Source organism: Mesorhizobium sp. P2_E10, from assembly GCF_056404235.1.
The window spans coordinates 92,837-118,657 of record NZ_JBFUEK010000002.1; the positions used below are offsets into that span (position 1 = coordinate 92,837).

A 25,821-nucleotide genomic window follows, 5' to 3' on the forward strand; every position below is an offset into this window, starting at 1 on the left:
GAAGACTTTTGCAGCCTCTACGCGTAAAATTGTCAGAACCACTACTTCCGCTTAGACTTCGTCGAAAGGACCGCCACGCCTGGCAGGATCGCGCTTGATAGCGGCTTCCTCGGCGTCGTCGGGCAGGGCGTCATCGCTGTCCTGATAGGCATTGTCATCGTCCTCGTCAGGCAATTCGCGGTCCTTCTCGATGCCGTCTTCCTCCGCACTGTCAGGCAGGATTTTCGCGCCTTTGATGGCGTCCCAGTCCTGCTGCTCCCGTGTCGGAGCTTCAACCTCGTCGTCGCTTCGTGGCTTTCCGCGCGGTTCCATCGTTGGCTTCCCTGTCTATGAAACAAGTCTCCGATGTTGAACTCATGACTATGCCGCCGGTTCCGTTCGACGCGAGTCGCGTCCCGCACGCGGGGAACCAATAGGCGCCAATCTGCTTTGCAAGGACATGACTTGAGCTTGAAAGGAGCCGGACATGAAGACACTCGCTCTTTTGCCCTGTTTGCTGATGGCGACGCTGGCAAGCCCGGCGGCCGCGGAGACAAACGGTCAGACCGGTCAAGCGCCTGCCCCATCCACCCCTTGCCAGGCTCAGCCGCAAGACGGGAACGGGCAGACGAAGTCCAACAACGAAAGCCTATCCGAGACACTCGATCCTTGCGATGGCGTGTTGCAGCCGCCGCCCACCGGCGACCAGGGCGTCATCACGCCGCCCGACGAAGGCAAGACGCCGGTGATCAAACCCGGCGAGGTGCCGGCGCAGCCTCCGAAGCAGTAAGCGCTGCCCCGAGGTCGGGCGGGCGTCAATTCTCCTGGCTGTTGCTGGTTCCACCGCGCGCGTTCCTGGCTAACTTTGCCTCGCGAAGCGCCGTCACCGGGTCGACGCCGGTCCACAGAATGCCGGCGGCTTCGGCAAAGCCGATGAACGCCCGGCGCGCCTGGTCGGCGCTGAGATGACCGGCGCGCGCCGCGTCGCATGCCTTCAGCGCAGTGGCATGGATCGCACCGCGCCGCGCCGGCGGCCATTCCTTCAGGAAATTCTGCATCTGCGCCAGTGAGGCGATGTCGCGTTTGAAGCCAGCCCCCACAGCGATGGCCACAGGCGCGTGAAACAGCATTTCATCCATGTCGAAGACCTCCCGGAAAGCGTTGCAGCGCCTTCAATGCGCAACGGCGCCATGCGGTTCCCCGGATCAATGAGTCCCGATCAATTAGCCATTTCTCAGGGAACAACAGGCTTCCCCCGACGTTTGCCCCCTATAGAGCTCGCCACCTCGAACCATGAAAGTCCTCGCATCAGGCGGGGCAGGGCGAAGCTTGCAAACAACAGGAGAGAACGATGAAAAACCTTCTGATTCCTGCCGCTGCCGGCCTGGCTCTACTGGCTGGCATTGGCGTTGCCGCGGCCGAAGACGTGGTGGTCGTTTCGCCCCAACAGCAGACGGTCATTCGCGAATATGTGCACAAGCACCCATTGGCTTCGATCAATCTCCTCGGCGTCGAACTGAATGTCGGCTCCACTCTGCCTGACACCGTCGAACTTCAGCCGATCGAGGTTCCCGACGTTCAGTACAGATACGCTGTCGTCGGCGACCATACCGTTCTGGTCGACCCTGCCACCCACAAGATCGTAGAGGTCATCGACTGACGCTTGCCTTCCCTGTCGTCCCCGAACGGGGGCGGCAGGCAGGGCAGTGCCAGCTGGGGATATCGAAGGAGCCCCTCATGTTGCGGCATGCCGAGTCGCCCGATGTGGCCAAATCCGTCGACAAACTGCTCGCCGAGCGGAGCAGTGCGCTGTTGTCGATGAGGACAGTGATTGCAATGGTGCGGGAGCGCACCGGAACCGAGCGCTCGGATGCGGATCTGGAAGCCCTGATCACCAAGAAGGCGGCGCTCCTTGGCGTTGCGGTGTTGTCCGACAGGACCTGACTGCCGATGGATATGATGCCTTCGCGTTGACACCAAAGACGGCGCTCGAAATTTCAGCTAAAACAGTGCCTGCTCACGGGATTCGAATCGAACCGATGGAGGCAGGAGTGACGGACGACAGGCATGAACGCATTCGCCAACGGGCGCACGCGATCTGGGAAAAGGCGGGCCGGCCCGAAGGCGCGCATCAGCAGCATTGGGACCAGGCCACGGCCGAAATAGACGGCGCGGCTGCCAAGCCGAAAGCCAAGCCGGCCGCAAAGAAGCCTGCTGCCGCCAAAGTCAGCAAGCCCAAAGCGGCGCCGAAGCCGGCAGCCGCCGCCAAGGCGGCCAAACCCAAATCAGGCAAGGGCTAACCGCCTCTCACCCATGATGCAGTGAGGCGCGTTCTGCCTCGGCTTGGAGCCGCGCCCGCGCGCCGAGCAGCCGCGAAGGCGTCGTCGGGAGACAGTCGACGACCGCGGGACGGGCTCGGCGAGATTAGCGGGCCGGAAGGGCGCCCCTCACGCGTCCCAGGCATAGCTGGAGAGCGCAAAGCGGATGCCGGCCGCCGTCATCGCCAACTCGCATTCGGTGATCTGGCGTAGATTGCGCAAATAGCGCGCCACCGTCTGTGGTAGCCAGCCGGCGCAGGCCTCGGTGTAAACGCGGCTGTGTACGAGGGTGCCTGACGACAGCCTCTCCTCTTTCTCGGCAATGACTTTCAGATACTGGCGGATGAAGCGGATGTCGTCGGCGATGTCCTGGCTGGCCATGCGCCATGCGCCGGCCAGACGCTCGCGATGTTCGATCGATGCTGTCGAGATGAGCGGGCGGGAGAGATCGGCGAAGCCGGCGTGGTTTGCGGTGCTCATCCGGATCTCCCATGGGTTGGCAATAGTACTTTATGTACGAATGACGGTCAATACATTTTGTACGAAATCGGCTCCTTTGACACGTTGTGGCAGCGAGCTGGCGCAACGCTTTCCCGCCACGTGTCGAAAAAACCCCCTTCCGCAATCCTTCGAACAGTGCTTTAACGCGCCAATCCACAGGGGTGCTCCGTACGGTCGGGGCTGAGACGGGGGCGGCAAGCCCACAGACCCTAGAAGCTGATCTGGGTAATACCAGCGGAGCGAGGCGGGCTATGTTTTCTGGCGCACAGATTTCCCTGTATCCCATGACCGACGATTTCGTCGGCGTCATCCTTGGCGCGCTCGGTGCGCTCGATCCCTGGCGCGACAGGCTCAGGATCGAGACCGACGACATCTCGACCTTGCTGGTGGGGCCGCCCGAAGTGTTGTTTTCGGCGATGCGCGATCTGTTCGTGGCGGCAGCGGCAAGCGGCAAGCACTGCGTGCTGTCGGCGGCGATCTCGCGTGGCTGCCCTGGCGAGCCGGATGACCCGATCTGCCGCACCGATGTGCTCAGCAGACCCGTCGGACCGCTTGGGCCCCGCAAGGACGCGGCCATTGCCGCGGTGCGCAAGGCCGGCGCCACCGGCCAGCCGACAGCGGCGCAATTCTCGCTCTATGTGATGGGCACCGACGATCACATGGACGAGATCTACGGCTGTATCGACTTCCTCAAACAGTCCGGCGTCTACGACCGCTCCAAACACTTCTGCACCAAATTGCGCGGCGATGCCGGCGCGGTGTTTGCGGCGCTGAACGAGGCCTTCTGCCGCTTCGGGCCGGGCGCCGGCCACGTAACCCTCGACGTCACGGTATCGGCCAACAGCCCGTCCGCTGTCTGAGCTTTTTGCGCGCTCCTGTCGCGCCCGTCCGTCAAAGGTTATTTCAGTGGTCCCATCCGCCCCTTCGCGCCCGCTCGCGGGCTTCATCGCCGCCATCGCAACGGTCGCACCGGCGATCGCCTCGGTCGGCCTCTTGCTGCTGGCCTGGGAATTGTATGCCCGGTGGTCCGGCATCAAACCGACGATATTGCCGGCGCCGTCGCGTGTGTTGGAACAGGCGCTGCTGAACCGCGACGCACTGGTCGAGAATGCCATCCCCACCATCCGCGCCACGCTTTTCGGCTTTGCGTGTTCGCTCAGCGCCGCCTTCGTGCTGTCGGTGCTGGTCGATTTCTCGCCACCGCTGCGCCGCGCGCTGTTTCCGCTGCTCATCGTCAGTCAGACCTTGCCACTCATCGCCATCGCGCCGCTGGTGGTGCTGTGGTTCGGCTTCGGCCTGATGCCCAAGATCGTGCTGGTCGCGCTGGTCACCTTCTTTCCGATGCTGGTGGCGTTGGTTGAGGGCTATGACGCCACCGAGAAAGAGATCGGCCAGATGCTGCGCGCCATGGGGGCAGGGCGCTGGCGCGTCTTCCTCTCGGCACGGCTGCCCTCGGCGCTGCCCTATTTCTTCGCCGGTCTGCGCATCTCCATCACCTATGCTGTGGTCGGCGCCATCTTCGCCGAATATGCCGGCGCGGCAAAAGGGTTGGGCATCTACATGCTCAACGCCAAGAACAATTTCCGCCCCGATCTGGTGCTGGCCGCCGTCGCCGTCAGCGCGGCGCTGACGCTGATCCTGTTCGGCGCAACGGTGTTGATCCAGCGACTGGCCATGCCGTGGGAGCGGGTTAGACAGGCCGGGGGAGCGCAATGACCCGGCTCGAATTGCGCCACGTCAAGAAGCGCTTCGGCGACCTCGATGTGCTCGCCGACATTTCGCTCAGCGTGGGCGCCGGCGAATTCGTCTCCATTCTCGGGCCGTCCGGCGCCGGAAAATCGACGATCTTTCAGCTGCTGACCGGTGCGCTGAAAGGCGAGGGCGAGATGATCTTCGACGGCGCGCCGCTCGACGACCATGGCCGCCATTTTGCCTTCATGCCGCAGCGTGACGCGCTGATGCCATGGCGGCGCATCCTCGACAACACCACGCTCGGCCTTGAGGTGCAGGGCGTCGGGCGCAAGGCCGCCCGCGCCCGCGTCGCACCGCTGTTTGCCGAATTCGGCCTCGCCGGCTTCGAGCGGCATTATCCCTCCGAACTGTCCGGCGGCATGCGCCAGCGCGCCGCCCTTTTGCGCACCGTGGTGCAGGAGCGCGACATGCTTTTGCTCGACGAGCCGTTCGGCGCGCTTGACGCGCTGACCCGCGCGGCCATGCAGCGCTGGCTGGAGGCCATGTGGCGGCGCCACCGCTGGACGGCGCTGCTGATCACTCATGACGTGCGCGAGGCGGTGTTCCTGTCCGACCGCATCTATGTGCTGTCGGCCCGCCCGGCCCGCATCGTGCGCGAAATCAAGGTGCCGCCGCGCGGCTCTGGCGCGGACACTGCTGCCCTCGAAGCCGAAATCCTCGACACGCTTCTCAACCCTGCACAAGGAGAATGACCATGATTTCACTGACACGCCGCCAGGCCCTGCTGCTGACGCTCGTCGCCGGACTGCCCTTACGCGCTTTCGCGGCGCCGCAAAAAGTCACCGTCGCGCTCGACTGGACCGTCAACACCAACCACATCGGCCTGTTCGTCGCCCGCGACAAAGGTTTTTATGCCGAGGCCGGGCTGCAGGCTGAAATCCTGCCTTATGGCGATACCGGCGCTGGCACGCTGGTCGCCAACCACATCGCCGATTTCGGCATCGCCGGTGCCGGCTTCTTCACCCAGCGCGCCGCCGGCGCCGATCTCAAGGCGGTCTATGCCGTGGTCCAGGCCGAGACCGGCCGGCTTGTGTTCAACGCCGCGCGCAGCGACATCAAGAGCCCGAAAAACCTCGACGGCCTGACCTATGGCGGCTTCGGCAGCGCCTGGGAAAACACGCTGATCTCGACCATGATCCGCCATGACGGCGGCAAGGGCAATTTCGAGACGGTGACGCTCGGCACCTCCGCCTATGAGGCGCTGGCCAACGGCTCGGTCGATTTCACGCTGGAGGTCTCGACCTGGGAAGGCGTCCAGGCCGCGTTGCAAGGCGTCAAGCAGCGCACCTTCCGCTATGCCGATTACGGCGTGCCCGACGAGCACACCACCTTCATCGCCTCCAGCGATGCATTTCTTTCTGCGAACCCGAAGGCGGCTTCTGCCTTCATCGAGGCAACGCTGCGCGGGTATCAGTTCGCCGTCGACCACCCGCAGGAAGCCGGCGACCTACTGATAGCGTCCAACAAGGACGCCCTGACCGATCCGGCGCTGATCCACGCTTCGCTGAAGATGCTGGTCGACGGCCATTTCCTCCGCAGCCAGAGCGGTGTCATCGGCACCATCGACAAGGCCAAGATCGAGGCGATGGGAGCCTATCTCTTCACCGCCGGCATCCTGCGCGACGCCGACGGCAAGGCGCTGAAAGAACGCCCGGATTTCGAGGGGTATTTCAGCAATGAGTATCTGACGTAAGGGCTCGAACTGCTGATCTCCCCCCTTGCGGGGGAGATGGCCGGTAGGCCAGAGGGGGTGCGAAGGAACGCGACCTTCCTTTCTGGCAACCTACTTCCCGCCGAGGCTTGCCGCCGTCTTCCGGTCGGCCTCGGCGCGTTCGCGGTTCCCCTTCGCCTTCCAGGAGGCGCTTCGGGCGTTGTAGAAATCGGCGGATTTCTGATTGAGCGCGATTGCCTGGTCGTAGTCGACGATGGCCTGGTCGTGGTCGCCCTTGTGCGCCCAGGCGAGGCCCAGCGCGTAGTAGGCATCGGCCAACTTCGGGTCGAGGTCCACGGCCTTGTCGTAGTCGGCGATGGCGCGGTCGTCGTCGCCCTTGTTTGACCAGGCTAGACCCCGGCCGTAGTAGGCGTAGGCGCGTTTCGGATCGAGGCCGATAGCCACGTTGAAATCGGCGATGGCGCGGTTGTAGTCGCCTTTGCCGCCCCAGCTCAGGCCACGGTTTTCATAGACCCCGATGAGTGTCGGATCGAGGGCAATGGCCCGGTTGTAGTCGGCGATGGCGTGATCGAAGGCGCCCTCCGCCGCCCATGCGCCGCCCCGGTTGAGGTATGCGGATGCGTTCTTGGGATCGGCGATGATCGCCAGGTTGTAATCCGCGATGGCCCGGTCATTGTCGCCCTTGTACGACCAGGCAAGGCCTCGGTTGTTGTAAGCAGCGCTGCTTTTCGGGTCGAAGGCGATCGCCTGACCATAATCGGCAATGGCCCGGTCGTAATCGCCTTTCGTGGCCCAGTCGTAGCCTCGGTTGTAGTAAGCGGATGCGTATTCAGGATTGAGGCCTATCGCCTGGTCGCTATCGGCGATGGCGCGGTCGAGATCACCTTCCATGGACCAGGCGTAGGCGCGCTTGAAGTAGGCTGTCGCACGCTTGTCAGGAGCGTCGGCCTGGTTATCGATGATTTGCGTGCAGGCTTCGATCCGCCGGCTGGGGTCGGCCGCATTGCCGATGCAGGCCGCATAGGTGAGATTGGCGGCGATCCCCATCGCGCCGCGGACGTCCACCGCGACGAGGCCGGTCAGCAGCAGCAACAGCGGCAGGCGCCATTTTCGTACCAGCCGTATCAGCCGGCTTTCGCCCACGCCTTCCCGGTTCGTCATTTCGCCGGTTCTCCCCCGAAAACCATTGACCTCGGCCGACACCGACGGCTGCTTGCCATGCAAGCAGAAATTGCGGCGTCGAGAAAGAGCAATGTTCAGATTTCGAGGCCGAAGGCAAAGCGGTGCCGCGGCTGTAGCCCCTCACATATCGATCATCGAGCGCTTCACCCGGCCGATGATGGTGATCGCGCCTTCCAGCGCCGGCGGCGGGATGTCCATGTAGGAGGCCGGCTGGAAGGGCGGGCTCTCGTTGGGGCGATAGCGCTTGTAGGTGGCCTGGCCGGTTTCGTCTGAAATGACATAGCAGCCATTGGTCACCAGCCGCTTGTCGCGCAAATTGACGAAGATGATCGAATCCGGCGGCGAGATCTTGTTCATCGACGGGCCGTCGACGCGCAGCGCAATCCATTCGCCCTGCTCGAGGTCGGTGGTGGGGATGGTCGGATAGTCGCTGAGATTGACCACCATGTCCTGGCCGCCGAGTTCGCCGGCGCTGATCCAGGAGACGATGGGCACGTCGACAGTGGCCAGGGACGGCATCGGGATCTGCCTGCCTGTATCGTCGAAGCCGAAATGGCCGCTCGCAAGGCTGCCGCCATCGCCATTGAACAGCAGCCAGCCGGGATCGACGCCGAACAGGCGGCCGTATTTCTCCGCCGCCTTGCGCGACAGCGGCCGATTGCCGTTCTCATGGCTGATCAGCGTGTTCTTGTTGATGTCGCGCAATGCCCGCGCGGCGTCGCTCGGTGAGGCATAGCCCGCCTCCGCCCGCGCCTGCTGCAATCTGTGCCTCGGTTCCTGCATTCGTACAAACTGCCTGAACAATCGTCCAATACGTACGATTTCGCTTGCATGCGCTTCGTACATATCGTACGCTTAGCGCATGATCGAACAAACCGCAAGCGTTTCCGCAGGCATCGCCAGCTTTCTCCAATCGTCCGGGCTGTCCTCCTCCCCGGTCCGGACGCAAACCGGAGCTTTTGCTCCGGATCCGGTCGCCCCGTCGTCACCGCGGGCGACGACCGGAACGGCCGGAGCCGTTCCTCTCGCGGCTCCGGCCACCTGCTTGCCCCATGGCGCCGCCGGCGCGCCAGGAGCTGCTTCCGGCGGACAGGGCATCTCCTGCGTCCGCACCGAAGACGGCACCGTTATCCTGTTCGACCGGCTGACGGGCAGGGCGGTTTCCGCCCTCACCAAGGTGGCCGCCGAAGCCGCGTTGCGGCGCCTCGCCGCCGGCTCCGTGCCGATCGCCAGCACCGCCTGACGACACCAACCAAGACGCTCTGAACCTTTCGCTCCGGCCTTCAGGCGGAGCGCCTGCCTTTGCGCGCAATCAATGGATCCCGACATGACTGCCTATACCGATACCGAATTGCAGGAGATCGCCGTCTGGCTCAGGGATGGCTTGTCGGCCACCAGGATCGCCATCCGCTTCACGGCGCTGCGCGGCAGCCCTGTCTCGCGCAACGCCATCATCGGCATCGTCCACCGGAACACCGCCCTGAAGACCATCGGCTTTGCCAATCCCAAGGGCGGCAGATCCGGCGGGCGGCCCAGGAAGATTGCGGCAAGGAAGGCTGCGGCGAACGAGAATGCGGCCAGCAAAACCACGGTCCGGAAAAATCTGCCGGTTCAGTCGGACAAGTCCGCACGACGAGCAGAAGTTTCGAAGCAGGCGGAATCGGTCAGGCCGGCCGCGAGGCCAACCACGCAGACGCGAGCCAAGCTTTCGTCGCCGGCCCGGCTGGCGCGCTCGACCCCGGGCGAGGGGAGGCTGGTGGTGGATGGCGAAATCTACCGCATCAAGCTGCCGGCGCCGCGCCCGCTCGCCGTTCGGCGCCAGCCGCATGTCGCCGCCATGCGCTTCATCGACTGCCTGTTCGGCCGCTGCCGCGCGCCGCTCGATCTGACGCTGGAGGAAGACCCGGAAAACGACGCGCCGGGCAGCCGGCCGGGAGCCGACATGCTGTGCTGCGGCCTGCGCCCCCGGGCGTTGAAGAGTTACTGCGCCTATCACCAGGCGCGCTTTTGCCGACCGATGCCCGTCGCGGAGGCGGTATGACTGGGCGCTGGCGCAGTCGACGCTATTTCGGCATCCGGCTTTGAACGCTCTTGGGCTCGAACACCATGGCCGGGTCGTCATTGGCGACGAGGATGCCGGTCACCCGGGCAAAGCCGGTGAACGCCTTCAGCGCGTCGACTGTGGAGATTTGCGCCGCGATCGCCGCACTGCAGGCGTTGAGCGCGCTGCGGTAGACATGGCCGCGCCGGTCGACCGGCCAGCGCTGCAGAAAGTCGGCGGCATCGTTGACGCTGTCGATCACCCAGGTCTCGCCGTCGAAGCTCACTGTGATCGGACGTCCGGTTCGCATCGTACCCACGGGGTTACACCTCGCTGTCGATTTCATTTGCTGTCGCCCCAACAACGCGCGGCAAGGCCGGGCGGTTGCATCGAGCGGCGCGGGCGCTGCCTTCCCAAACTGCCTTGTTCCCCTATTCCGCAGGAGTTCCCATGAGCAAAAGAACCGCGCAGAAAGCCAAGCCCAAGCTGCCGAAACTGCCCAAGGGCGAGGCCGAGCAGGTGCGCATCCGCAAGGAGATCGGCCATGAATTCGCGCTGAAGGACGACGCCTTCGGCCGCAAGCGGCTGGCGGCGGGCACTGAGGAGGCGCGGCGCGTCTATGAGGTGTCCAATGACGGCTACACCTCGACCGGTGGCATCGTACGCGTGCGCAATGTCGACCCGCTGACCGGCATCACCTCGCTGTCGCGCCAGCAGCGCGAGGCGGGCATACGCTACCGCGAGGATTTTCGCAGCAGTCAGCAGGATGGCGTCAAGCCGATGACCTGGACTGAGCGGGTCGACGGCGGCCGCTTCGGTGGCGGCGTTGCCGACCGCATTCTTTCCGCCGGCCGCTCCTATGCCGATGCCACCCGTGCGCTCGGCCATTGGGAGGTGGAGGGCGTGGTGCAGAAAATCTGCTGCGCCGGAGACTCGGTGAAAAGCCTGGCCGAACAGACCGGCGAGCCGCGCGATGTGGTGACCAAGCTGCTCAAGATCGGCCTCGACATATTGGCCGTGCACTACGGCATGATGCTGATGCGCAAGCCGCGGTGACCGAGCCCAAAATGACCGACCAACCCGATCCGGCCGGCCGAAGCCGGCCGGATCAGTTCGTCAATACCTGCACACGCGGACCACCTCCACGACCTTGTGGTGATGGCGCCAGTGCTTGATGTACTTGATGTGGCAACGGTGGTGCCGGTGATGATAGCGCGGCCTGTAGCCATTGTCGTAGGCATCGTATTGGTAATAGGGGCGATAGACATAGCGATCGCCGTAGCAGTCGCCATAGGCGTAACAGTCATTGCGGTAGTAGTTGTCCCCGAAGCCGCCGATGCCGAATCCGATCACGACACGGTCGCGTGCATTGGCGGGGGCGATCATCGCCGCCGCCGAAGCAATGGCGATAACCGAGGCAAGCAGGAGCTTTCTCATCGCTACCTCCTTTTCAAGGTTGACCTAATATAACCCCTGAGGCGCGGACGCGTTCCACAGATTTGTGAGATGTGATGGACCTTAGGGTGAGAGCCGTACTGGGGGCTGCCTGCTCCAGCGGGCAGTGAGACGGCGGCGAGCGACCAGGCATACTTCAATCTTTTGTGTGGGACAGCGTCGCTTTGCTCGAGGTCATGCTGCCTTTCGGCGCGCCGGAGCCCCACAAGGCGCGCGTGAGCAGGTTCCGTTTGCCCTTGCGCGGGACAAGCTCGATATCGCTGACCAGCTTGGCGCCGCCCTTGCGCCGCTCCAGCGTGATCTTGCGGCTGTGGAAGGCTTCCAACTCGGCGCGATGCGCCACGCTGATGATGGTGACATCAGGCAGTTCGTGGATGACAGTCTCCATCATCTTGTCCTGGCTCTTCTCGTCCAGTGCCGAGGTTGCTTCATCCAGCACGACGATATCGGGGGTGTGCAGCAGCAGACGCGCGAAGGCCAGCCGCTGCTTCTCCCCGCCCGACAAGGTCTGGTCCCATGGCGCGTCTTCCTCGATCTTGGCGGCGAGATAGGCGAGGCCCACCTTGTCGAGGGCAGCCTTGATCTCTTTGATCGACCAGTTGTCGGCTGCGGCGGGATAGGCGACGGCGCGGCGAAGCGTGCCTGAGGGAATGTATGGGCGCTGCGGCAGCATGAACAGCCGCCTGTCGGTATGGAAGTTGACGCTGCCGCCGCCCCACGGCCACAGACCCGCGACGGCCCGCACCAGCGTCGACTTGCCCGAGCCGGATTCACCGGCCACCAGCACCCGCTCGCCCGGTTCGATCGCGACCTCGGTTTCCTTGACCACGGAGGTGCCGTCGTCGAGCGTGACTGAGAGATTATCGAGGCTGAGGATGGCGCCGTCGTCGGTTTCGCCTCGGTTGATGCGTCCGAGCGCATCGCTCTGTTCCGCGCGCTCGAGCCCGTCGAGCGACATCATCAGCGAAGCGATGCGCCGCGCCGACGCGTTCCAGTCGGCGAGACGGGGATAGTTGTCGACCAGCCATCCGAACGCGCCTTGCACGATGCCAAAGGCAGACGCTGCCTGCATCACCTCGCCAAGCGTCATCGAGCCTTCGAGGAATTTTGGCGCGCATAACAGGATCGGCACGACCGGCGCAAACAGGCTCGATCCCTGCGACACCGCCGCCGTGCGCATGTGCTGGCCGGTCAGCAGCGCCCATTGCCTCAGCACATGGCCGAAATTCCGGTCGATGCCGCTGCGCTCCTCTTCCTCGCCGCCCAGCAAGGCGATGCTCTCGCCGTTTTCGCGTACGCGCGTCAGCGTGTAGCGCAGTTCGGCCTCCGCCTGGTTCTTTCGTTCGGAGAGCTGGACGAAATTGCGGCCGATGACCACCATCGAGGTCGAGGTGATGGCGGCATAGATCATCGCGGTGATGACCAGGAAGCCGGGAATGGTGATGCTCTCGCCGCCGATCGGCAGGGTGAGCGCGCCGCCGATAGTCCACAGCACGACGATGAAGGTCGAGGCCGACAGGAACGCGTTGAGCACGCCGGCGATGAAATCGACCGGCGACTCGGTGGCGATGCGCAGATCCTCGGTCATGCGGGCCTCGGGGTTCTGGTGGTCGCCGCTGACGAGGTTCAGCTGGTAGTAGCGGCCGTTTGCCAGCCAGCGCGCTATGACCGCGGTGGTCAGCCAGGAACGCCAGCGGCGCTGGATCGTCATGCGCAGGTAGACCTGCGCGACGACGAGGCTGCCGCTGCAGAGCACGAGCGGCACGAATACGGCACTGAGGAAATAGACGCTGCGGGCGTTGCGCTGCTCGAGGGCATCGAACATCGAGCGGTGCCAGACATTGATGCCATACTGGAAGCCGATGTTGATGCAGATCAGCAGCAGCACCCCGATCGTGAATGGCCAGGCGAGCCGGTCGCCGCGCCGGCTCCAGTAACCACGCGCGCTGATCCAGAAACGCCGCAGTAGGTATTTCTTGCGTGCCTGCTCGGCCTGCTCGGGCGTCAAATCCGGATCGGGCTCGACGGCCTCCGGCGGCGGCGCGGGCTGGCCGTCCACCTCAGGCGCGGCTTCAACAGTCGATGCCTTTTTCCGGCGCGACTTTTCGGCGCCCCCTGGTTTGGCGCCGTCGACCGATTTCGGCTTGGATTTAGCCCCCGACATAAGGCCCATAACGGCTTAAAAAACAAAAGGTTTCATGATGTCGCTGACGAAGAATACCACTGCCAGCTGGGCCTCACGTGGTCTCGCCGCGAGGTGCTCATTCTTCTCTCGGGCGTAGTGTCAGCCCGAATCGACTGATGGAAATCCAACGCGTCCCGATCGCGCAAGTTCCGCTTCCCTTTTCCCAGCTTGGCGGCCCATCAGGAAGACCCCTCCGGTTCGCGCAAAAGCTCGGAACCATTCGCCTCGCCCGCTCTTTCTCCTGGAGCCAGTTGAGGCGTAGGAGGATCACTATGAAAACGTTAGCCGATATTTTCGAGCATACCCTTCAGGATATGTATTACGCCGAAAACGCGATTACCAAGGCATTGCCCAAGGTGGCCAAGGCGGCGAAGGATGCCAAGCTCAAGAAGGCTGCGGAAGACCATCTTGAGGAAACCAAGGGGCAGATCAAGAAGCTGGAGCAGGTTTTCAAGTCGATAGGCAAGACGGCCTCGGGCGAGAAGTGTGACGCCATCGAGGGCCTTATCAAGGAAGCCGACGGGCTGATGGAAGAAGCATCGGGGACGGCTCTCGAAGCAGGCTTGCTGGCAGCGTGCCAGGCAGTCGAGCACTATGAAATTTCCCGGTACGGCTCTCTGCGGGAATGGGCGAAAGACCTCGGGCATGACGAGGCGCACAAGCTGCTCAGCGAAATACTCGACCAGGAGAAGGCGACCAACAACAAACTGACGAACCTCGCGGTCACGTCGATCAACAAGCCAAATTGACGAATCCGCCGCGACGGAAGGGGTACGATCAATTCAACGCGATTTCGCAGGGGTGTTGTATTCACGGTTCGCCGCATAATCGATCTTGAATGTTCCATCGGCAACGCGAACGCCCTGCTTCACGTTTGAGATTGTTATCGTCGTCGTCAGTCCTCTCTCGTCGGTGAGGCTCCATTTGCGCAAATCGAGCGTTTTCCGGCGATAGCTGAATTGCCGAAGGCTGACTTGTCGGCGAGCCTGACAGTTACCAGGTTGCCTTCTTCCTTAGTGCTTTTGAGGCGCCTGCCGGAGAAGTCGACTTTGTTATCGAGGAGCAACTTCAGCGGCGTCTTCGCGAGCGCATAAAGCCGCGATGTCTTGAGCTTCTTGTTGTAAACGACCAACGACTTGCCATCAGCAATTACGCTGACGCCTGATTGGCCCGCATAGTTGAATCGTATTCTGCCTGGGCGTTGGAAAAAGAACCTGCCGGTGGTCTTTTCCCCCTTCGGGCCTGACTGAACAAAGTCCCCTGACATCGATTTGACCGATGAGAAGTGATCGGCAATCTCCTGCGCGTCTAAAGGTGCTGCCGACGGCGAGGTCGTAAGTTCTGCATTGATGGCGGCAGCGGCGACCAGGATGAACCAGAAGCCAATCAGTTTTTTAGGGTTACAGCGCATGGAATTATCCTGGCCAATGGAAGGCGCGTGATCGCAAGATCACGCGCCTTCGACTATTAGTAGCCGTCTGGGCACTGGGCGATATAGACGCGGCCATGGCGATCGCGGTACCGGCATTGGCCGGCCTCGCTGGCGTGGCCTATCACCGCCCCGGCGATGGCGCCTACTGCACCGCCAACGACAGCTCCCTGCACTGGATCGTTGGCCACAGCCGCACCAACCGCGGCCCCACCCAAGCCGCCAACTGCAGCACCTTGCTCCGTACGGGAGCATGCACCAAGCGGAAGCAATAGGATTAAAAGAAGCAGTGACTTTTTCATTCGTTCTCTCCTGGGCTCTAATTAGCCGGAGATAAAATGCGCCACTGCGTCTTTTGATCCGTCCTGCTGTTTGATCAGCGCTTGATCATCCTGGCCACGGCAATCAGGATACACGCCCCGATGAAGCCAGCGACCAGATAGCCGAGCCAGCCGGCCAACGAAATGCCGAGCGCCCCGAGAAGGACGTTGGCAACAACGGCGCCGACGATCCCCAGAATGATGTTCATGAGCACGCCCATGTTGCTTTTCATGAACATCTCGGCGAGCCAGCCGGCGAGACCGCCGATGATGATCGCAGCGATCCAACCGACGCCAGGATTCTGCATGGTTTTCCCCTTTCCTCGAACCGCAATTGGTTCGCCGAGGAAACGTTCATAAGTCAAACAGGTTCCGCGAAAAAACGATCAATCTCAGCGAGTTGCTGACTTCGTGGCAGCATCTCATTCTGCTTGCGAAATGATGGAACTTCGTCCCGCACGGCTCGTTGTGAAATCGCAAACGGTGCCGCGTTCAGCCACCGGTGGAATGGTCAAGCCGAACGCGGCGTGCATCAACACTAACGCACAAGGAAACGTATCATGATCCGCAAACTTTTGGCTACCACAGCTGTAGCGACGCTTCTGACCGCCGGGGTTTGGGCCACAGTTGCCTCGGCCGAAGACACTGCCAAGCCTGCCAGCACCTCTCAGACAACAACGGCGGCGCCGGCGAAAATGGTTGACGGCAGCCTGGCCACCAAGATCATCGGCGCCGACGTTTACGATAGCGCCGCGGATAATGCAGAGAAGATCGGCGATGTGAGAGACATCGTTCTCTCCAACGACGGCAAAGCCAAATACATCGTCATCGGTGTTGGCGGATTTCTGGGCATCGGCGAAAAGAATGTCGCGTATGACTTCAGCAAGGCTGAATGGGTCGAGAAGAAGGGTGAACGCTGGCTGGTGGCAAAGACCACCAAGGAAGACCTCCAGGCGCAGCCCGATTTCGACCTGAAGGTCTACGATACGACGACGGCTTCGAACGATGCTGCCGCTCCAGCAGCCACCAATGAACCGGCTCCGGCCACCACGGCCAGCAACGAACCGGCGCCAGCCACGACGGACAAAACGGCAACCGCCGCTATCGACAAGGCGACGCTGACCGAGGTGCCACTAGATAAGATCAGCGCCAAGGACTTCATCGGTACCACGGTCTATGGCGCCGACGATGCAAAGGTCGGCGAGATCGGCGACGTTGTGCTAAGCGGCGACAAGAAGGTGGATGCCGTGGTGGTCGACGTTGGCGGCTTCCTGGGCATGGGCGAAAAGGAAGTGGCCGTCGGCCTGGAGAAGTTGAAGTTCATGTCCGATAAGGATGGAAATCGCTATCTCTACACCAACTTCACCAAAGCCCAACTGGAAGCGCAGACCGCATATGACAAGGGCACCTATGCCCAGAACCGCGACAAACAGCGGATCGTCATCAGCCAGTAATGGTTGAAATGGCCCGCGCCGAGGCCGGCGCGGGCCAAATTCTTGGATCTGGGCGTTTCGATTGCGCAGCGCGCGTCATCTGCCGGCAGCAGCTTGAATTGAAACGCAACGCGCGTCCAAAGCCCGCTGGCCAGCCGGCTTGGCATCAGCGTTGGCTTGACAGCCGATATCCGGCGAAGGCATGTCCGAACAATCGGGCAATTGGGGAATCCTTATGAAGAAGACATATGAACGACCGACGCTGGTGAAGCGCGAGCTGCTTGGAAAAGTCGTAGCGTTCATCGCATCGCCGCCTTCTAAGAACTAGCAACTTCCAAAGTCCACAGAACCGACTGGCTCGTGCTGCCGGCTTTTTCTTGAAACCCGCGCCGAGGTTATTCGTTTACGCTGTGAGCAGTGAGTGGGAGCGCTGCGGGCCGCGCTTTCCAGTGGCGCAGGCCGAAGCCCGTCGTTCGTGAGTGCGGCGGGCTTCTCTCTTCAGGGAAGCGGCTTATCGTGGTCTAGCCGCAACCTTGCCGGAAAGCGCTGTCGATTTCAGGATCGAGTTTCCCTCCGCCTCCATCACGGGCGGCGAAGACCGAGCAACAGGTTGGTCAGCGTTGCGCTCGCGCATGCCACAGCTAACAGCGCGACAACGCCAGCCGAACTCGACTGCTCAGCGCGATTTGGCACGACGAGTTGTGCAGGCGAGGCACTGTGAACCAGCGCGTCAAGATCGGATCTGCTGCCGTGTCGAACGGCATAGGCGCGGGTGAATTCCGCACCGAGAAGAAAAATCTCCGACGAGTAGTAGACCCAGAGCAGTATGACGAGCAGCCCACCGGCAGCCCCGTATGAAGACGCGATCGCGCTGGAGCCGACATACCAACCGACAAGCGATTTCCCGAATGTGAACAGCGCAGCGGTCACAACGGCCCCTATCACGACATCGCGCCATTCCAGGGTTCGATCGGGCAAGATCTTATAGATGGCGGCGAACATCGCCGAGATCAGGACAAACGAAACCACCGCATTGATCACGCTGAGGACGATTGTGCCGAACGGCAACTGAGCGTTGATCATGTTGCCCAGTGCCGAGATCGCCGCGCTCGCGACGAGAGAGACGAGCAACATGAAACCAAGTGCCCCGACCAGTCCCAGACTTGCCGCACGGGCGCGCACCAGGCGTGACAACGAACTGCCCTGCGGTTGGACCTTCCATATCGTGTTCAACGACTGCTGTATTTCGCCAAAGACACCAGACGCGGTCACCAACAAGGTGACGAAGCCAATGACCGCCGCCCAGGTGCCGGATGATTTGCCGGATGCGCTCTCTAGCGCGGTCTGAAGAAGACTGGCGCTTTCTGGACCCATCAGCCCTGAGATTTGGGCAGACAATGCCACTTGCGCAGCTTCATGACCGAAAGCGAGACCCGCGATTGCGACCACGATGAGGAGAATTGGCGCCAACGAGGTTGTGGCGTAAAAAGCCATTGCTGCGCCATGACTAAGAGCATTGTCGTTGACAAAGCCAACTACGCTTTCTCGCACCAACTCCCATACATCTGTGATCGCGCGTCGCATTTTGGGACCGTGGGCAGTGAGCCACATTGGCGTTCACTAGCAATGCGCCAGCACTTCTGATGTTCCATTGGCGAGAGCGGCAAGAGTTTCGCAGCCCCTCTCAAAACTGAGATGCGGCGTCATGGCGCGACCTCGTCTTGGCGAAGGCAAGACAACAGGAGGTCGCTGGACGGCAGCGGCCCGACAGCCTGTTGGGGTATGTTCGACGGGCCATCGGGCCTGACCGGCTTGGGGGTCTCTTTCGGGGGGCAAGCCGGCCAAGGCTGACCCTAATATTAGCAACTCTGTAACATAACCCCGTTCGGACGGTTGTCCCCCGCTAATGGTCGGTAAGCGTCGAGACCTGCGCAAGCGGGCGCCGCGGAAGCCACCATCTTTTCAGTCAAGCACACACACCACCGTCTATCGCTCAGCCAGAAGGTGAGCTTTCGCGAGCACTGGCTCATGCGCTATGGCGAGATGTGAGAGGCTTGAAGTCCCAGGCGATGATCACCCCTTCCAAAATGTTTTGCTCCCTCGCGTGGTTGGCGCTGGCTGTGGTGCCCCCTGGCCATTCGCTTGCGGCGCCCCAAACCGCCATTGCGACGAACGACTTTCTCAACAGCATCGGCGTCGTTTCCACATTCCCCGATCGAGGCCAGCCGTTGGCCAGGACGATCGAAATGGTCCGCTATTGCGGCTTTCGATGGGTGAGGGCGGGAATAGAAGGCCTGAGCGACAACGGCCCCACAACCGTCCAAACCTTTCTCGATCTGCATCGCGAAACCGGCGTGCGCCTGAATTGGGGATTGGTCAGTGGTGGGACTGATGTGAAGAAGCTGGTCGAGACAGGTAAAGTGCTTGCCGAAGCCGGCGCGCTGCTCGCGTTCGAGGGCAACAACGAGCCGAACAACTGGGGTGTCACCTATGAGGGCGAGAAGGGCGGCGGCAGTGAGCGCTCGTGGATGGCCGTCGCAAAGCTTCAGCGCGATCTTTACCAGGCTGTCAAAAGTGATCCGGTGCTTGCGAAGTATCCTGTCTGGTCGATCTCGGAACCCGGCGCGCAGAAAGACAATGTCGGCCTTCAGTTCCTTACGATCCCGCCCGGCGCCGGAACCCTGATGCCAGACGGCACGAAGTATGCCGACTACGCCAATGTGCACAACTACGTCTATCACTCACATTCGCCGTATCCGGCCGACAACAAGACGTGGCGCGCTGCCGATCCAACCGCCGCATCCAGAGTGGACGGGCTATTCGGCAACTTCGGCGTCACCTGGGCGAGAGGGTTTCGGGGTTACACCCAGGAGCAACTCAATACGCTGCCGCGTGTCACGACCGAGACCGGGACCACGATCGGAGGTGCGGTCACGGAACAAATGCACGGCTTTTATTTGATGAGCTTGTACCTCGCGCAGTTCAAGCGCGGCTACGCCTATACATCGGTCTATCTGTTGCGCGACCGTACCGACGAAGGCGGCAACCAATCTTTCGGCTTCTACAAGGCGGATTATTCACCGCGCAAGGCCGCGATCTACCTTCACAACCTTACGACCATTTTGGCGGACAAAGGTATCCTCGCCAAACCCGGCCAGCTCGACTTCACGATCGCAGACCAACCCGAGACCGTTCACGAGCTGCTCCTGCAGAACAGCGACGGCACCTTCCAACTTGTCGTGTGGGACGAACGCTTGAGCGGCCAAGACCGCGTGACAGTCCATTTTGGCGACACGCGCGCGTCGGTAAGAACCTACGATCCAACAATTGGCGTTGAGCCTGTCCAGACACTGAGCAATTTGCGTTCGCTCGAAATTACGCTCAGCGACCATCCGATTGTCATCGCGCTTTCACCCAGCACGCAATGATGGAGCCGTCTCTACGGCAAGGCGCCTGCGTCGCCCTCGCGACCCGTGCCGGAAGGGGTCGCCGCCGCGGAAACAGGTCGGGCCGGCTCCGGCTAGAACCCATCGGAAGTATGAGGAAAACATTATATGATTGCGCCGCAGGTGAATTTGCCGACGGACGCCGATGCCGATTTTTTCAGTCAAGCACACGACCGTCTATCGCTATCGCCAACCGGTGAGCTTTGGCGAGCACCGGGTGATGTTCAGGCCGCGCGACAGTTTCGATCAGCGGTTGCTGGACCATGCTTTGTCCGTGGACCCCGAGCCAAAGGCGGTTGGCTGGATCCATGACGTTTTTGGCAACTGCGTTGCGGTGATCGATTTCGAGGGTTCGGCCAATGAACTCCGTTTCGCGACAGACATCCGGCTCGATCACACGCCGCAGCATGCGCCCGATTTCCGCATCGACGAGGCCGCGCTGAACTATCCGTTTTCTTACGATCCCGACGAGGCGGCCGACCTTGCGCAGACCATGGAGCGCCATCATCTCGACGACGGCGACGAGATCGGCAAATGGGCGCGACAGTTCGTCAGTGCCACGGGACACACCGAGACCGGCAAATTGCTGATGACGCTCTGCTACGCCATCCACGAGAGCTTCGTCTATTCCCGTCGGTTCGAAACCGGGACGCAGCCGCCGCTGATGACCTTGCATCTGCGCAAAGGCACATGCCGGGACTTTGCGCTTTTCATGATGGAAGCGGTTCGCTCGCTGGGCTTTGCTGCCCGTTTTGTGACCGGCTACGTCTATGTGCCGAGCCGCGACAGTGCGGATGTGCGCGGCGGCGGCTCGACGCATGCCTGGTGCCAAGTCTACCTGCCCGGCGCCGGTTGGGTCGAGTTCGATCCCACCAATGGCATTGTCGGCAACCGCGATTTGATCAGGGTGGCCGTCGCCAGGCACCCGCAACAGGCCATACCGCTTTCTGGAAGTTACTCCGGCAGTGCCTCGAGTTTTCTGGGCATGACCGTCGAGGTGAAGGTGACGAAGGAAACCGGCGCCTAGGCTCCCTCGGCGCGGGTTTCTTCGAGCCTGGCGACGACACGCTGGAGCCGGGTGAGAGATGTTCCAGCCTGGAGATCACCTCTCACCCGCATTTGCCCGATCCGGGAGGGGACGGATCGGAGCAATGTGACCTCTCCCTCGAGGAGAAAGGTCAGGCCGCCAGCGCCCCCGCTGTTCTCATCTCACCCCCTTAAAACAATGCCCGTTCCACCGCCGGCTCCAGCGATTCCGCAAACGGCGTCGCCAGATGGTGGCGGTCGCGGTAGGCGAGCTGGCCGCCGATGAACACGTGGCAGGTCTTGGCGTCGCAGAACTGGTTGGTCATGTCGATGTAGCTGGCGCCCGGAATGGTGCGCACGATGTCGCGCTCGACAGCAGCGGCTGCATCGTTGGCGGCGTCGGTCCGCTTCTGGTCGCACAGCGACGGCCTCTCGCCTCGCCAGAGCGCGCGCGCCACGCAGGTGTCGATATGCTCGTCATTGAACGGCACGTCGCGGATGAAGGCGACCTTCAGCCCGGCATGGCTGAACGCTTGCAGCGTCGAGCGCAGCGCGGCGCGCGAGTCGGCATCCTGGCTGTCGGGCGCCTGCATGCCGGCCGACATCTTGCGCAAACTCGTCTGCGCGATCTCGGAAATCACCACTAGGCTCGGCCGCGCGGCGATGATCTGCTTGATCGATCGCTCGCGCCATTGATCGCACTCGGTGTAGTCGCGTTTCAGCTTGCTCACCCAGACCGTCAGCCGCGAGGCCCGGCAGGAGGATTTGAGCCAGGTGACGACCTTGGTGTTGTTCTTCTCAGCCGCCTCGATCAGCGGCGTCGACCAGTGATCGGCGTGCGAGTCACCAAACAGCGCAATCGTGTGCCCGGCGGCTTTTTCACCGAACATGCAGGGTTTTGGCGTCACCGGCTCATAGCTGAGAACGCAGCCGGCCTTGCGGGCGGTGGAGGGGCGCGCCGCACTGGCGGCGATGCTGCGCTGCTGCGGGTCGAGATCATGCATTACGAGCCGCGCATTGGCATAGGCCGCCACCACGCCGGCAACGGTCAGCGCTGCGGCCGGCACCAGCGCCCGCGCCGCATTGGCCATCAGCCATCGGTTGCGGCGGATCGGGTTCTCGATGACGTGATAGGTGAACAGCGACAGCACCAGCGCCAGCGCCAGACAGCCGAGGCGCTGCAGCGGCGAAAGGTCGGGCACCAGCATCGCGGCATAGACGATCACCGGCCAGTGCCAGAGATAGAGCGAGTAGGAGAGTTTGCCGACCCACTGCAAGGGCGGCAGCGCCAGGATGGCACTGGGGCCATTCCTGACGCCGGCCGCTCCCGCCAACAGCAACAGCACCGTGCCGGCCACCGGCAGCAGCGCCATGAAACCGGGGAAAGGGGCGTCCTCGGTAAAGCTGAGATAGGCGCCGGCAATCATCGCCAGGCCGAGCCAGGCGAGGGCGGCGCCGAGTTTTGGCCGCTCCTGCCAGAGTTTTGGCGGCGCAAGCGTCGTCAGCCCGCCGGCGGCGAACTCCCAGGCGCGCAGCGGTGAGAAATAGAAGGCCCAGGGCTGCGCCACGGTGGTGAGCCAGGCGCAGATGGCGAACGACACCGCGCCGGTGATGCCGATCGCCAGGATGGCGCCGCGCTTGCCGGGCTTGAGCCATGCCGCCAGCAGCAGCAAGGCCGGCCAGGTCAGGTAAAACTGCTCCTCCACCGACAACGACCAGAAATGGATGAACGGGTTGTTGGTGGCGTCGGCGGCGAAATAGTCGAACGACCAGCGGATCAGCCACAGATTGATCGCATAGGCCGAGGCGTACATGGCGCCCTTGGAATAGAGCGCCTGTTCCTCCGGCGACAGGATCAAGGCACCCGCCACCAGCGTGGCCAGGATGACGAACAGCGCCGCCGGCAACAGCCGCCTGGCCCGTCTTGCGTAGAAGCGCCACAGGTTCAGCCGCCCGGTCTCGCCGATCTCGGCCAGCAGGTGTTTGGTGATCAGATAGCCCGAGATGACGAAGAAGATGTCGACGCCGACAAAGCCGCCTGGCAGGCCGGTGAGGCCGAAATGGAAGGCGATCACGCCGGCCACGGCCAGGGCGCGCAATCCTTCGATATCGGGCCGGAACGATGCTGGCACAGTGAAACCTCGTTCTGTCGCATGATCCCGAACCGAAGGTCCGGCTGGCGAGACGCCGTAACAATCTCGCCGGGATCACACGTGCTACAGCGTCCCTGCGCGCCGGAATGGACGCGTGGGGCCGTAGTCGTTGACAGCCCGCCCGATGCAAAGACTCGACCCTACAGGCCGATATCGCAATGCAACAAATCTATCGCGGTGCAACATAAGGGGAGATTGGCAGCTTGCGCTCGCGCACTCACGCCTTCTTCAGGAACTCGGTTTTCAGCACCAGGCCCTTGACCTGCTTTGTGCTGCACTCGATTTCGCCGGGGTTGCCGGTGAGGCGGATGTTTTTCACCAGCGTGCCTCGCTTGATCGTCTCCGACGTGCCCTTGACCTTCAAATCCTTGATCAGGGTCACGGAATCGCCCTCGTGCAACTGCGCGCCATTGCTGTCTTTCACGATCGCGTCTGTCATGTCGGATCTTTCATTGGGCAGTCATTAACAGCGCCGGGCTTATCCCGCCGATGCCGACACGGTCAAGCGCGCCGAGCAGCCTTGCAGCTTGGTGGAGGCTCACCCCTGACCCGGATTGCCATTCGATTTGTGAAGGACAAATCGGGGCAATCCGACCTCGCCCCCACAGGGTCGAAGCCAGAGGTGCGCTCTCAATTCGCCAGCCATACTTAGTTGCACGCCAGCTAAATATACCCGATCATGGCGGTTGGCAGGGGAGACATTCAGTGGCGGCAAATCGTCGAAACGGCACGCAGCCCGGACTGGCGGGCATTCTGTCCGCCGCCAACATCCATCCGCGCACCTCATTGCCCACCGTCGCCACGATCGTGACGGCGGTGGCAGCACTTTATTTCGGGCGCGAGGTTTTCCTGCCGATCGCCATCGCGCTGCTGTTGACCTTCGCGCTTGCCCCCGTGGTGTCGGCGCTGAAGCGTGTCGGCATTCCCCGCCTTCCCGCAGTCATCGTCAGCGTGCTCGGCGCCTTTGCCGCGCTCGCCTTTTTCTCCTTCATTGTCGCCACGCAGGTCAGCGAACTGGCGCAGAACATTCCGGTCTACCAGACCAACATCCTGACCAAGATCCATTCGCTCAAGCAAACCGGCGTCGAGGGCGGGATCATTGCCAGATTGAGCCGGGTGATCGAGCGCGTCGGCCAGGAGATCGACCAGCAGGATCCGTCGCCGCCTGTCGCCGACAAGCCGAAGCGCGAGCCGGTGCCGGTCGAGATCGTCGCCCGCGAACGGCCGCTGCAGGTTCTGCAGAACCTGATCGGTCCGCTGATCAGCCCGCTGGCCTCGGCCGGGTTGATCGTCATCGTCGTCATCTTCATGCTTTTGGAGCGGGAGGATCTGCGCGATCGCTTCATACGCCTCGTCGGCTATGGCGATCTTCACCGCACCACCCAGGCGCTGCAGGATGCCGGCAAGCGGGTCGGGCAGTATCTGATCATGCAGCTGATCGTGAACACCGTCTACGCCATCCCCATTGCCATCGGGCTCTGGATCCTGGGCATACCCAATGCGCTGCTATGGGGGTTGCTGGCGCTGGCGCTGCGCTTCGTTCCCTATATCGGCCCGGTCATTGGCGCGCTGCTGCCGCTGTTCCTGGCGCTGGCCGTGGCGCCCGGCTGGTCGCTGGTGCTTTGGACCGCCGGGCTATTTGTGGTCATGGAGCTGGTCACCGGCAACGTCATCGAACCCTGGCTCTACGGCTCAAGGACGGGGCTGTCGCCGCTGGCCATCATTGTCGCGGCGATCTTCTGGACCTGGCTGTGGGGACCGCTCGGCCTGGTCCTGTCGACCCCGCTCACCGTCTGTCTGGTCGTGCTCGGCCGGCACGTGCCGCAGTTCGAATTTCTCGACGTGCTGTTCGGCAACGAGCCGGTGCTGGAACCGCATGCCAGGCTCTACCAGCGGCTGCTGGCCGGCGATCCCGACGAGGCCACCGACCACGCCGAAGAGATGCTGGAGGAAAAATATCTGGTCGAGTTCTACGACAAGGTCGCCATTCCCGCTTTGCTGCTCGGCGAGCAGGACCGCGTGCGTGGCGTCATGGGCGACCAGCAAAGGCGGCAGGTGGCGGCCAGTGCGCTGACGCTGGTGGCGAACCTCGACGACAGTGCACAGGAGGAAGCGGACGAGGACGAGGAGCCGGCCGATGGCGCCAAGGTCGACGCGGGAAAAGAGGCAGCGGAAGAAAGCGAGGACGACACCGAACTGCCTGACGGCACCGGCATCTCGGTGCTGTGTGCCGGCGGCCGCGGCGAACTTGACGATGCCGCCGCCGCAATGCTGGCGCAGGTGCTGGAAGTGCAAGGGGCGACGGCCTCGAAGGCGAGCTTTGCCGACATTGAAGCGGCAAGCATTCGCGGCCTTGAACTCGGTGCGGTCGACACCGTCGTGGTCGGCTTCCTCAACCGCGACTCCGTCAAGCACGCCCGCTTTCTGGTGCGCCGGCTGAAGCGCGCCCGGCCGGCGCTCAGGGTCGGCATCGTGTTCTGGTCGGAGACCGGCAACGACGACAAGGAGGCTGCCGCCAAACTGGCCGGCGACCTGAATGCCGATTTCGTCGCCCACGACATGGTCGACGCCGCGCTTGGCGCCTTGTCCAACGAGCCGCCGGTGGCGCTCAAGCTCGCCACCAAACGCCGCCTGCGCCGCCGCCAGCCCGCCGCCAGGAAAGCGCCGCTCGCGGTGGCCAGCTGAGCCGGCGGCCAGTTCGATTTCTGTCTCTTCACGGGCCGCGTGTCAGCAAGGCCAGCAGGCCGAGCAGCAGCGCACCCGGAGCTCATATTTTAGCGATAACTTGACAACGCTGCCATCCTGGAGACTTCTGCCGAAGGATCAATTTGGGCGTGGGGACAATGATGAAGAAAATCTACAAGAAGCCGACGCTCGACAAGCGCCAAAAGCTGTCCATGGTGACAGCAGCAATACCTGCGTCAACGGA

General features: G+C 62.6%; 29 protein-coding genes, 1 pseudogene and 1 riboswitch. Of the genes and pseudogenes, 16 read left to right on the plus strand and 14 right to left on the minus strand.

What is annotated here, in order from left to right; genetic code table 11:
- Window positions 1-51: 51 nt before the first annotated feature.
- Window positions 52-312, minus strand: coding sequence for a hypothetical protein (locus AC1D0N_RS05050; protein WP_477242066.1), 261 nt, complete (start codon window positions 310-312; stop codon window positions 52-54).
- 154 nt (window positions 313-466) lie between these two features.
- On the opposite strand from AC1D0N_RS05050, the gene AC1D0N_RS05055 reads away from it, so the two are divergent.
- Complete coding sequence (locus AC1D0N_RS05055; RefSeq protein ID WP_477242068.1) at window positions 467-769, plus strand: hypothetical protein; 303 nt, start codon at window positions 467-469, stop codon at window positions 767-769.
- A gap of 25 nt (window positions 770-794) precedes the next feature.
- Here AC1D0N_RS05055 and AC1D0N_RS05060 read toward each other — a convergent pair whose 3' ends face one another.
- Window positions 795-1,118, minus strand: coding sequence for a DUF982 domain-containing protein (locus tag AC1D0N_RS05060; RefSeq protein WP_477242070.1), 324 nt, complete (start codon window positions 1,116-1,118; stop codon window positions 795-797).
- 212 nt (window positions 1,119-1,330) lie between these two features.
- Here AC1D0N_RS05060 and AC1D0N_RS05065 point away from each other — a divergent pair, with 212 nt between their 5' ends.
- The 3 genes from AC1D0N_RS05065 (at window position 1,331) to AC1D0N_RS05075 (ending at window position 2,279) form a co-directional block, all read left to right on the plus strand.
- Window positions 1,331-1,639: a DUF1236 domain-containing protein gene (locus AC1D0N_RS05065; protein WP_477242072.1), complete on the plus strand. Its 309-nt coding sequence runs from the start codon at window positions 1,331-1,333 to the stop codon at window positions 1,637-1,639.
- 77 nt (window positions 1,640-1,716) lie between these two features.
- Complete coding sequence (locus AC1D0N_RS05070; RefSeq protein WP_477242074.1) at window positions 1,717-1,923, plus strand: hypothetical protein; 207 nt, start codon at window positions 1,717-1,719, stop codon at window positions 1,921-1,923.
- Window positions 1,924-2,030: 107 nt separating this feature from the next.
- Entirely contained in the window at window positions 2,031-2,279 is a 249-nt protein-coding gene (locus AC1D0N_RS05075) for a DUF2934 domain-containing protein (RefSeq protein WP_477242076.1), read from the plus strand.
- 147 nt (window positions 2,280-2,426) lie between these two features.
- Here the strand turns inward: AC1D0N_RS05075 and AC1D0N_RS05080 are convergent, their stop codons facing one another.
- On the minus strand, window positions 2,427-2,777 hold the full coding sequence (locus tag AC1D0N_RS05080; RefSeq protein ID WP_477242078.1) for a hypothetical protein: 351 nt from the start codon (window positions 2,775-2,777) through the stop codon (window positions 2,427-2,429).
- A 168-nt stretch (window positions 2,778-2,945) separates the two neighbouring features.
- Window positions 2,946-3,059: riboswitch (TPP riboswitch) on the plus strand.
- On the opposite strand from AC1D0N_RS05080, the gene AC1D0N_RS05085 reads away from it, so the two are divergent.
- The 4 genes from AC1D0N_RS05085 (at window position 3,050) to AC1D0N_RS05100 (ending at window position 6,243) form a co-directional block, all read left to right on the plus strand.
- Window positions 3,050-3,658, plus strand: a complete 609-nt coding sequence (locus tag AC1D0N_RS05085) for a YkoF family thiamine/hydroxymethylpyrimidine-binding protein (protein ID WP_477242080.1) — start codon at window positions 3,050-3,052, stop codon at window positions 3,656-3,658. It overlaps the preceding riboswitch by 10 nt.
- Before the next feature lie 46 nt (window positions 3,659-3,704).
- Window positions 3,705-4,514 (plus strand): ABC transporter permease, encoded by an 810-nt coding sequence (locus AC1D0N_RS05090; RefSeq protein WP_477242082.1) that lies wholly within the window; start codon window positions 3,705-3,707, stop codon window positions 4,512-4,514.
- A complete protein-coding gene (locus tag AC1D0N_RS05095) occupies window positions 4,511-5,242 on the plus strand; it encodes an ABC transporter ATP-binding protein (protein WP_477242083.1) in 732 nt (243 codons plus the stop codon). Before AC1D0N_RS05090 ends, AC1D0N_RS05095 begins: the two co-directional genes overlap by 4 nt.
- Before the next feature lie 2 nt (window positions 5,243-5,244).
- Window positions 5,245-6,243, plus strand: a complete 999-nt coding sequence (locus AC1D0N_RS05100; RefSeq protein WP_477242085.1) for an ABC transporter substrate-binding protein — start codon at window positions 5,245-5,247, stop codon at window positions 6,241-6,243.
- 90 nt (window positions 6,244-6,333) lie between these two features.
- Here the strand turns inward: AC1D0N_RS05100 and AC1D0N_RS05105 are convergent, their stop codons facing one another.
- The gene (locus AC1D0N_RS05105) at window positions 6,334-7,383 is read right to left on the minus strand and encodes a tetratricopeptide repeat protein (RefSeq protein WP_477242087.1); all 1,050 of its coding nucleotides are present in this window, start codon (window positions 7,381-7,383) and stop codon (window positions 6,334-6,336) included.
- Between the two features lie 141 nt (window positions 7,384-7,524).
- Window positions 7,525-8,187 (minus strand): LexA family transcriptional regulator, encoded by a 663-nt coding sequence (locus AC1D0N_RS05110; RefSeq protein ID WP_477242089.1) that lies wholly within the window; start codon window positions 8,185-8,187, stop codon window positions 7,525-7,527.
- Between the two features lie 262 nt (window positions 8,188-8,449).
- On the opposite strand from AC1D0N_RS05110, the gene AC1D0N_RS05115 reads away from it, so the two are divergent.
- Together AC1D0N_RS05115 and AC1D0N_RS05120 are read left to right on the plus strand one after the other, a co-directional pair.
- Window positions 8,450-8,647 carry a hypothetical protein gene (locus AC1D0N_RS05115; protein ID WP_477242091.1) on the plus strand — a complete coding sequence of 66 codons (198 nt, stop codon included), beginning with the start codon at window positions 8,450-8,452 and terminating at the stop codon, window positions 8,645-8,647.
- Window positions 8,648-8,731: 84 nt separating this feature from the next.
- Window positions 8,732-9,445 carry a GcrA cell cycle regulator gene (locus tag AC1D0N_RS05120; protein ID WP_477242093.1) on the plus strand — a complete coding sequence of 238 codons (714 nt, stop codon included), beginning with the start codon at window positions 8,732-8,734 and terminating at the stop codon, window positions 9,443-9,445.
- A 22-nt stretch (window positions 9,446-9,467) separates the two neighbouring features.
- Here the strand turns inward: AC1D0N_RS05120 and AC1D0N_RS05125 are convergent, their stop codons facing one another.
- Complete coding sequence (locus AC1D0N_RS05125; RefSeq protein WP_477243088.1) at window positions 9,468-9,755, minus strand: DUF982 domain-containing protein; 288 nt, start codon at window positions 9,753-9,755, stop codon at window positions 9,468-9,470.
- Between the two features lie 140 nt (window positions 9,756-9,895).
- Between AC1D0N_RS05125 and AC1D0N_RS05130 the strand changes: the two genes are divergently transcribed.
- Complete coding sequence (locus tag AC1D0N_RS05130) at window positions 9,896-10,501, plus strand: DUF6456 domain-containing protein (RefSeq protein ID WP_477242095.1); 606 nt, start codon at window positions 9,896-9,898, stop codon at window positions 10,499-10,501.
- 60 nt (window positions 10,502-10,561) lie between these two features.
- On the opposite strand, the gene AC1D0N_RS05135 is transcribed toward AC1D0N_RS05130, so the two are convergent.
- Window positions 10,562-10,882, minus strand: coding sequence for a hypothetical protein (locus AC1D0N_RS05135; RefSeq protein ID WP_477242097.1), 321 nt, complete (start codon window positions 10,880-10,882; stop codon window positions 10,562-10,564).
- 154 nt (window positions 10,883-11,036) lie between these two features.
- Window positions 11,037-13,064, minus strand: coding sequence for an ABC transporter ATP-binding protein/permease (locus AC1D0N_RS05140; RefSeq protein ID WP_477242099.1), 2,028 nt, complete (start codon window positions 13,062-13,064; stop codon window positions 11,037-11,039).
- Window positions 13,065-13,357: 293 nt separating this feature from the next.
- Between AC1D0N_RS05140 and AC1D0N_RS05145 the strand changes: the two genes are divergently transcribed.
- Entirely contained in the window at window positions 13,358-13,834 is a 477-nt protein-coding gene (locus AC1D0N_RS05145) for a YciE/YciF ferroxidase family protein (protein WP_477243089.1), read from the plus strand.
- Window positions 13,835-13,867: 33 nt separating this feature from the next.
- On the opposite strand, the pseudogene AC1D0N_RS05150 reads toward AC1D0N_RS05145, so the two are convergent.
- The 3 genes and pseudogenes from AC1D0N_RS05150 to AC1D0N_RS05160 form a co-directional block, all read right to left on the minus strand.
- A pseudogene (locus AC1D0N_RS05150) lies at window positions 13,868-14,496 on the minus strand (LolA family protein).
- Window positions 14,497-14,552: 56 nt separating this feature from the next.
- Complete coding sequence (locus AC1D0N_RS05155) at window positions 14,553-14,816, minus strand: YMGG-like glycine zipper-containing protein (RefSeq protein ID WP_477242101.1); 264 nt, start codon at window positions 14,814-14,816, stop codon at window positions 14,553-14,555.
- A gap of 74 nt (window positions 14,817-14,890) precedes the next feature.
- Entirely contained in the window at window positions 14,891-15,142 is a 252-nt protein-coding gene (locus AC1D0N_RS05160) for a GlsB/YeaQ/YmgE family stress response membrane protein (protein WP_477242103.1), read from the minus strand.
- Window positions 15,143-15,394: 252 nt separating this feature from the next.
- Between AC1D0N_RS05160 and AC1D0N_RS05165 the strand changes: the two genes are divergently transcribed.
- A complete protein-coding gene (locus AC1D0N_RS05165) occupies window positions 15,395-16,288 on the plus strand; it encodes a PRC-barrel domain-containing protein (RefSeq protein ID WP_477242105.1) in 894 nt (297 codons plus the stop codon).
- 561 nt (window positions 16,289-16,849) lie between these two features.
- Here the strand turns inward: AC1D0N_RS05165 and AC1D0N_RS05170 are convergent.
- The gene (locus AC1D0N_RS05170) at window positions 16,850-17,851 is read right to left on the minus strand and encodes a YihY/virulence factor BrkB family protein (protein ID WP_477242107.1); all 1,002 of its coding nucleotides are present in this window, start codon (window positions 17,849-17,851) and stop codon (window positions 16,850-16,852) included.
- A gap of 485 nt (window positions 17,852-18,336) precedes the next feature.
- Between AC1D0N_RS05170 and AC1D0N_RS05175 the strand changes: the two genes are divergently transcribed.
- Together AC1D0N_RS05175 and AC1D0N_RS05180 are read left to right on the plus strand one after the other, a co-directional pair.
- Window positions 18,337-19,695 carry a glycosyl hydrolase gene (locus tag AC1D0N_RS05175; RefSeq protein ID WP_477242109.1) on the plus strand — a complete coding sequence of 453 codons (1,359 nt, stop codon included), beginning with the start codon at window positions 18,337-18,339 and terminating at the stop codon, window positions 19,693-19,695.
- Between the two features lie 163 nt (window positions 19,696-19,858).
- Complete coding sequence (locus AC1D0N_RS05180) at window positions 19,859-20,740, plus strand: transglutaminase family protein (protein WP_477242111.1); 882 nt, start codon at window positions 19,859-19,861, stop codon at window positions 20,738-20,740.
- A 190-nt stretch (window positions 20,741-20,930) separates the two neighbouring features.
- Here AC1D0N_RS05180 and AC1D0N_RS05185 read toward each other — a convergent pair whose 3' ends face one another.
- Window positions 20,931-22,871: an acyltransferase family protein gene (locus AC1D0N_RS05185; RefSeq protein ID WP_477242113.1), complete on the minus strand. Its 1,941-nt coding sequence runs from the start codon at window positions 22,869-22,871 to the stop codon at window positions 20,931-20,933.
- 238 nt (window positions 22,872-23,109) lie between these two features.
- Window positions 23,110-23,331, minus strand: a complete 222-nt coding sequence (locus AC1D0N_RS05190) for an alkylphosphonate utilization protein (RefSeq protein ID WP_477242115.1) — start codon at window positions 23,329-23,331, stop codon at window positions 23,110-23,112.
- Window positions 23,332-23,597: 266 nt separating this feature from the next.
- Between AC1D0N_RS05190 and AC1D0N_RS05195 the strand changes: the two genes are divergently transcribed.
- Complete coding sequence (locus AC1D0N_RS05195; RefSeq protein WP_477242117.1) at window positions 23,598-25,577, plus strand: AI-2E family transporter; 1,980 nt, start codon at window positions 23,598-23,600, stop codon at window positions 25,575-25,577.
- Window positions 25,578-25,821: the final 244 nt, after the last annotated feature.

What these genes read in the sequence shown, in the direction of transcription:
- AC1D0N_RS05065 (WP_477242072.1), top strand. Translation starts at nt 1,331, where the DNA reads ATGAAAAACCTTCTGATTCCTGCCGCTGCCGGCCTGGCTCTACTGGCT.
- AC1D0N_RS05175 (WP_477242109.1), top strand. Translation starts at nt 18,337, where the DNA reads ATGATCACCCCTTCCAAAATGTTTTGCTCCCTCGCGTGGTTGGCGCTG.
- AC1D0N_RS05165 (WP_477242105.1), top strand. Translation starts at nt 15,395, where the DNA reads ATGATCCGCAAACTTTTGGCTACCACAGCTGTAGCGACGCTTCTGACC.
- AC1D0N_RS05140 (WP_477242099.1), bottom strand. Translation starts at nt 13,064, where the DNA reads ATGTCGGGGGCTAAATCCAAGCCGAAATCGGTCGACGGCGCCAAACCA.
- AC1D0N_RS05155 (WP_477242101.1), bottom strand. Translation starts at nt 14,816, where the DNA reads ATGAAAAAGTCACTGCTTCTTTTAATCCTATTGCTTCCGCTTGGTGCA.
- AC1D0N_RS05105 (WP_477242087.1), bottom strand. Translation starts at nt 7,383, where the DNA reads ATGACGAACCGGGAAGGCGTGGGCGAAAGCCGGCTGATACGGCTGGTA.
- AC1D0N_RS05055 (WP_477242068.1), top strand. Translation starts at nt 467, where the DNA reads ATGAAGACACTCGCTCTTTTGCCCTGTTTGCTGATGGCGACGCTGGCA.
- AC1D0N_RS05110 (WP_477242089.1), bottom strand. Translation starts at nt 8,187, where the DNA reads ATGCAGGAACCGAGGCACAGATTGCAGCAGGCGCGGGCGGAGGCGGGC.
- AC1D0N_RS05060 (WP_477242070.1), bottom strand. Translation starts at nt 1,118, where the DNA reads ATGGATGAAATGCTGTTTCACGCGCCTGTGGCCATCGCTGTGGGGGCT.
- AC1D0N_RS05100 (WP_477242085.1), top strand. Translation starts at nt 5,245, where the DNA reads ATGATTTCACTGACACGCCGCCAGGCCCTGCTGCTGACGCTCGTCGCC.
- AC1D0N_RS05085 (WP_477242080.1), top strand. Translation starts at nt 3,050, where the DNA reads ATGTTTTCTGGCGCACAGATTTCCCTGTATCCCATGACCGACGATTTC.
- AC1D0N_RS05190 (WP_477242115.1), bottom strand. Translation starts at nt 23,331, where the DNA reads ATGACAGACGCGATCGTGAAAGACAGCAATGGCGCGCAGTTGCACGAG.
- AC1D0N_RS05080 (WP_477242078.1), bottom strand. Translation starts at nt 2,777, where the DNA reads ATGAGCACCGCAAACCACGCCGGCTTCGCCGATCTCTCCCGCCCGCTC.
- AC1D0N_RS05070 (WP_477242074.1), top strand. Translation starts at nt 1,717, where the DNA reads ATGTTGCGGCATGCCGAGTCGCCCGATGTGGCCAAATCCGTCGACAAA.
- AC1D0N_RS05145 (WP_477243089.1), top strand. Translation starts at nt 13,358, where the DNA reads ATGAAAACGTTAGCCGATATTTTCGAGCATACCCTTCAGGATATGTAT.
- AC1D0N_RS05170 (WP_477242107.1), bottom strand. Translation starts at nt 17,851, where the DNA reads ATGCGACGCGCGATCACAGATGTATGGGAGTTGGTGCGAGAAAGCGTA.
- AC1D0N_RS05135 (WP_477242097.1), bottom strand. Translation starts at nt 10,882, where the DNA reads ATGAGAAAGCTCCTGCTTGCCTCGGTTATCGCCATTGCTTCGGCGGCG.
- AC1D0N_RS05180 (WP_477242111.1), top strand. Translation starts at nt 19,859, where the DNA reads ATGCCGATTTTTTCAGTCAAGCACACGACCGTCTATCGCTATCGCCAA.
- AC1D0N_RS05095 (WP_477242083.1), top strand. Translation starts at nt 4,511, where the DNA reads ATGACCCGGCTCGAATTGCGCCACGTCAAGAAGCGCTTCGGCGACCTC.
- AC1D0N_RS05160 (WP_477242103.1), bottom strand. Translation starts at nt 15,142, where the DNA reads ATGCAGAATCCTGGCGTCGGTTGGATCGCTGCGATCATCATCGGCGGT.
- AC1D0N_RS05120 (WP_477242093.1), top strand. Translation starts at nt 8,732, where the DNA reads ATGACTGCCTATACCGATACCGAATTGCAGGAGATCGCCGTCTGGCTC.
- AC1D0N_RS05050 (WP_477242066.1), bottom strand. Translation starts at nt 312, where the DNA reads ATGGAACCGCGCGGAAAGCCACGAAGCGACGACGAGGTTGAAGCTCCG.
- AC1D0N_RS05130 (WP_477242095.1), top strand. Translation starts at nt 9,896, where the DNA reads ATGAGCAAAAGAACCGCGCAGAAAGCCAAGCCCAAGCTGCCGAAACTG.
- AC1D0N_RS05125 (WP_477243088.1), bottom strand. Translation starts at nt 9,755, where the DNA reads ATGCGAACCGGACGTCCGATCACAGTGAGCTTCGACGGCGAGACCTGG.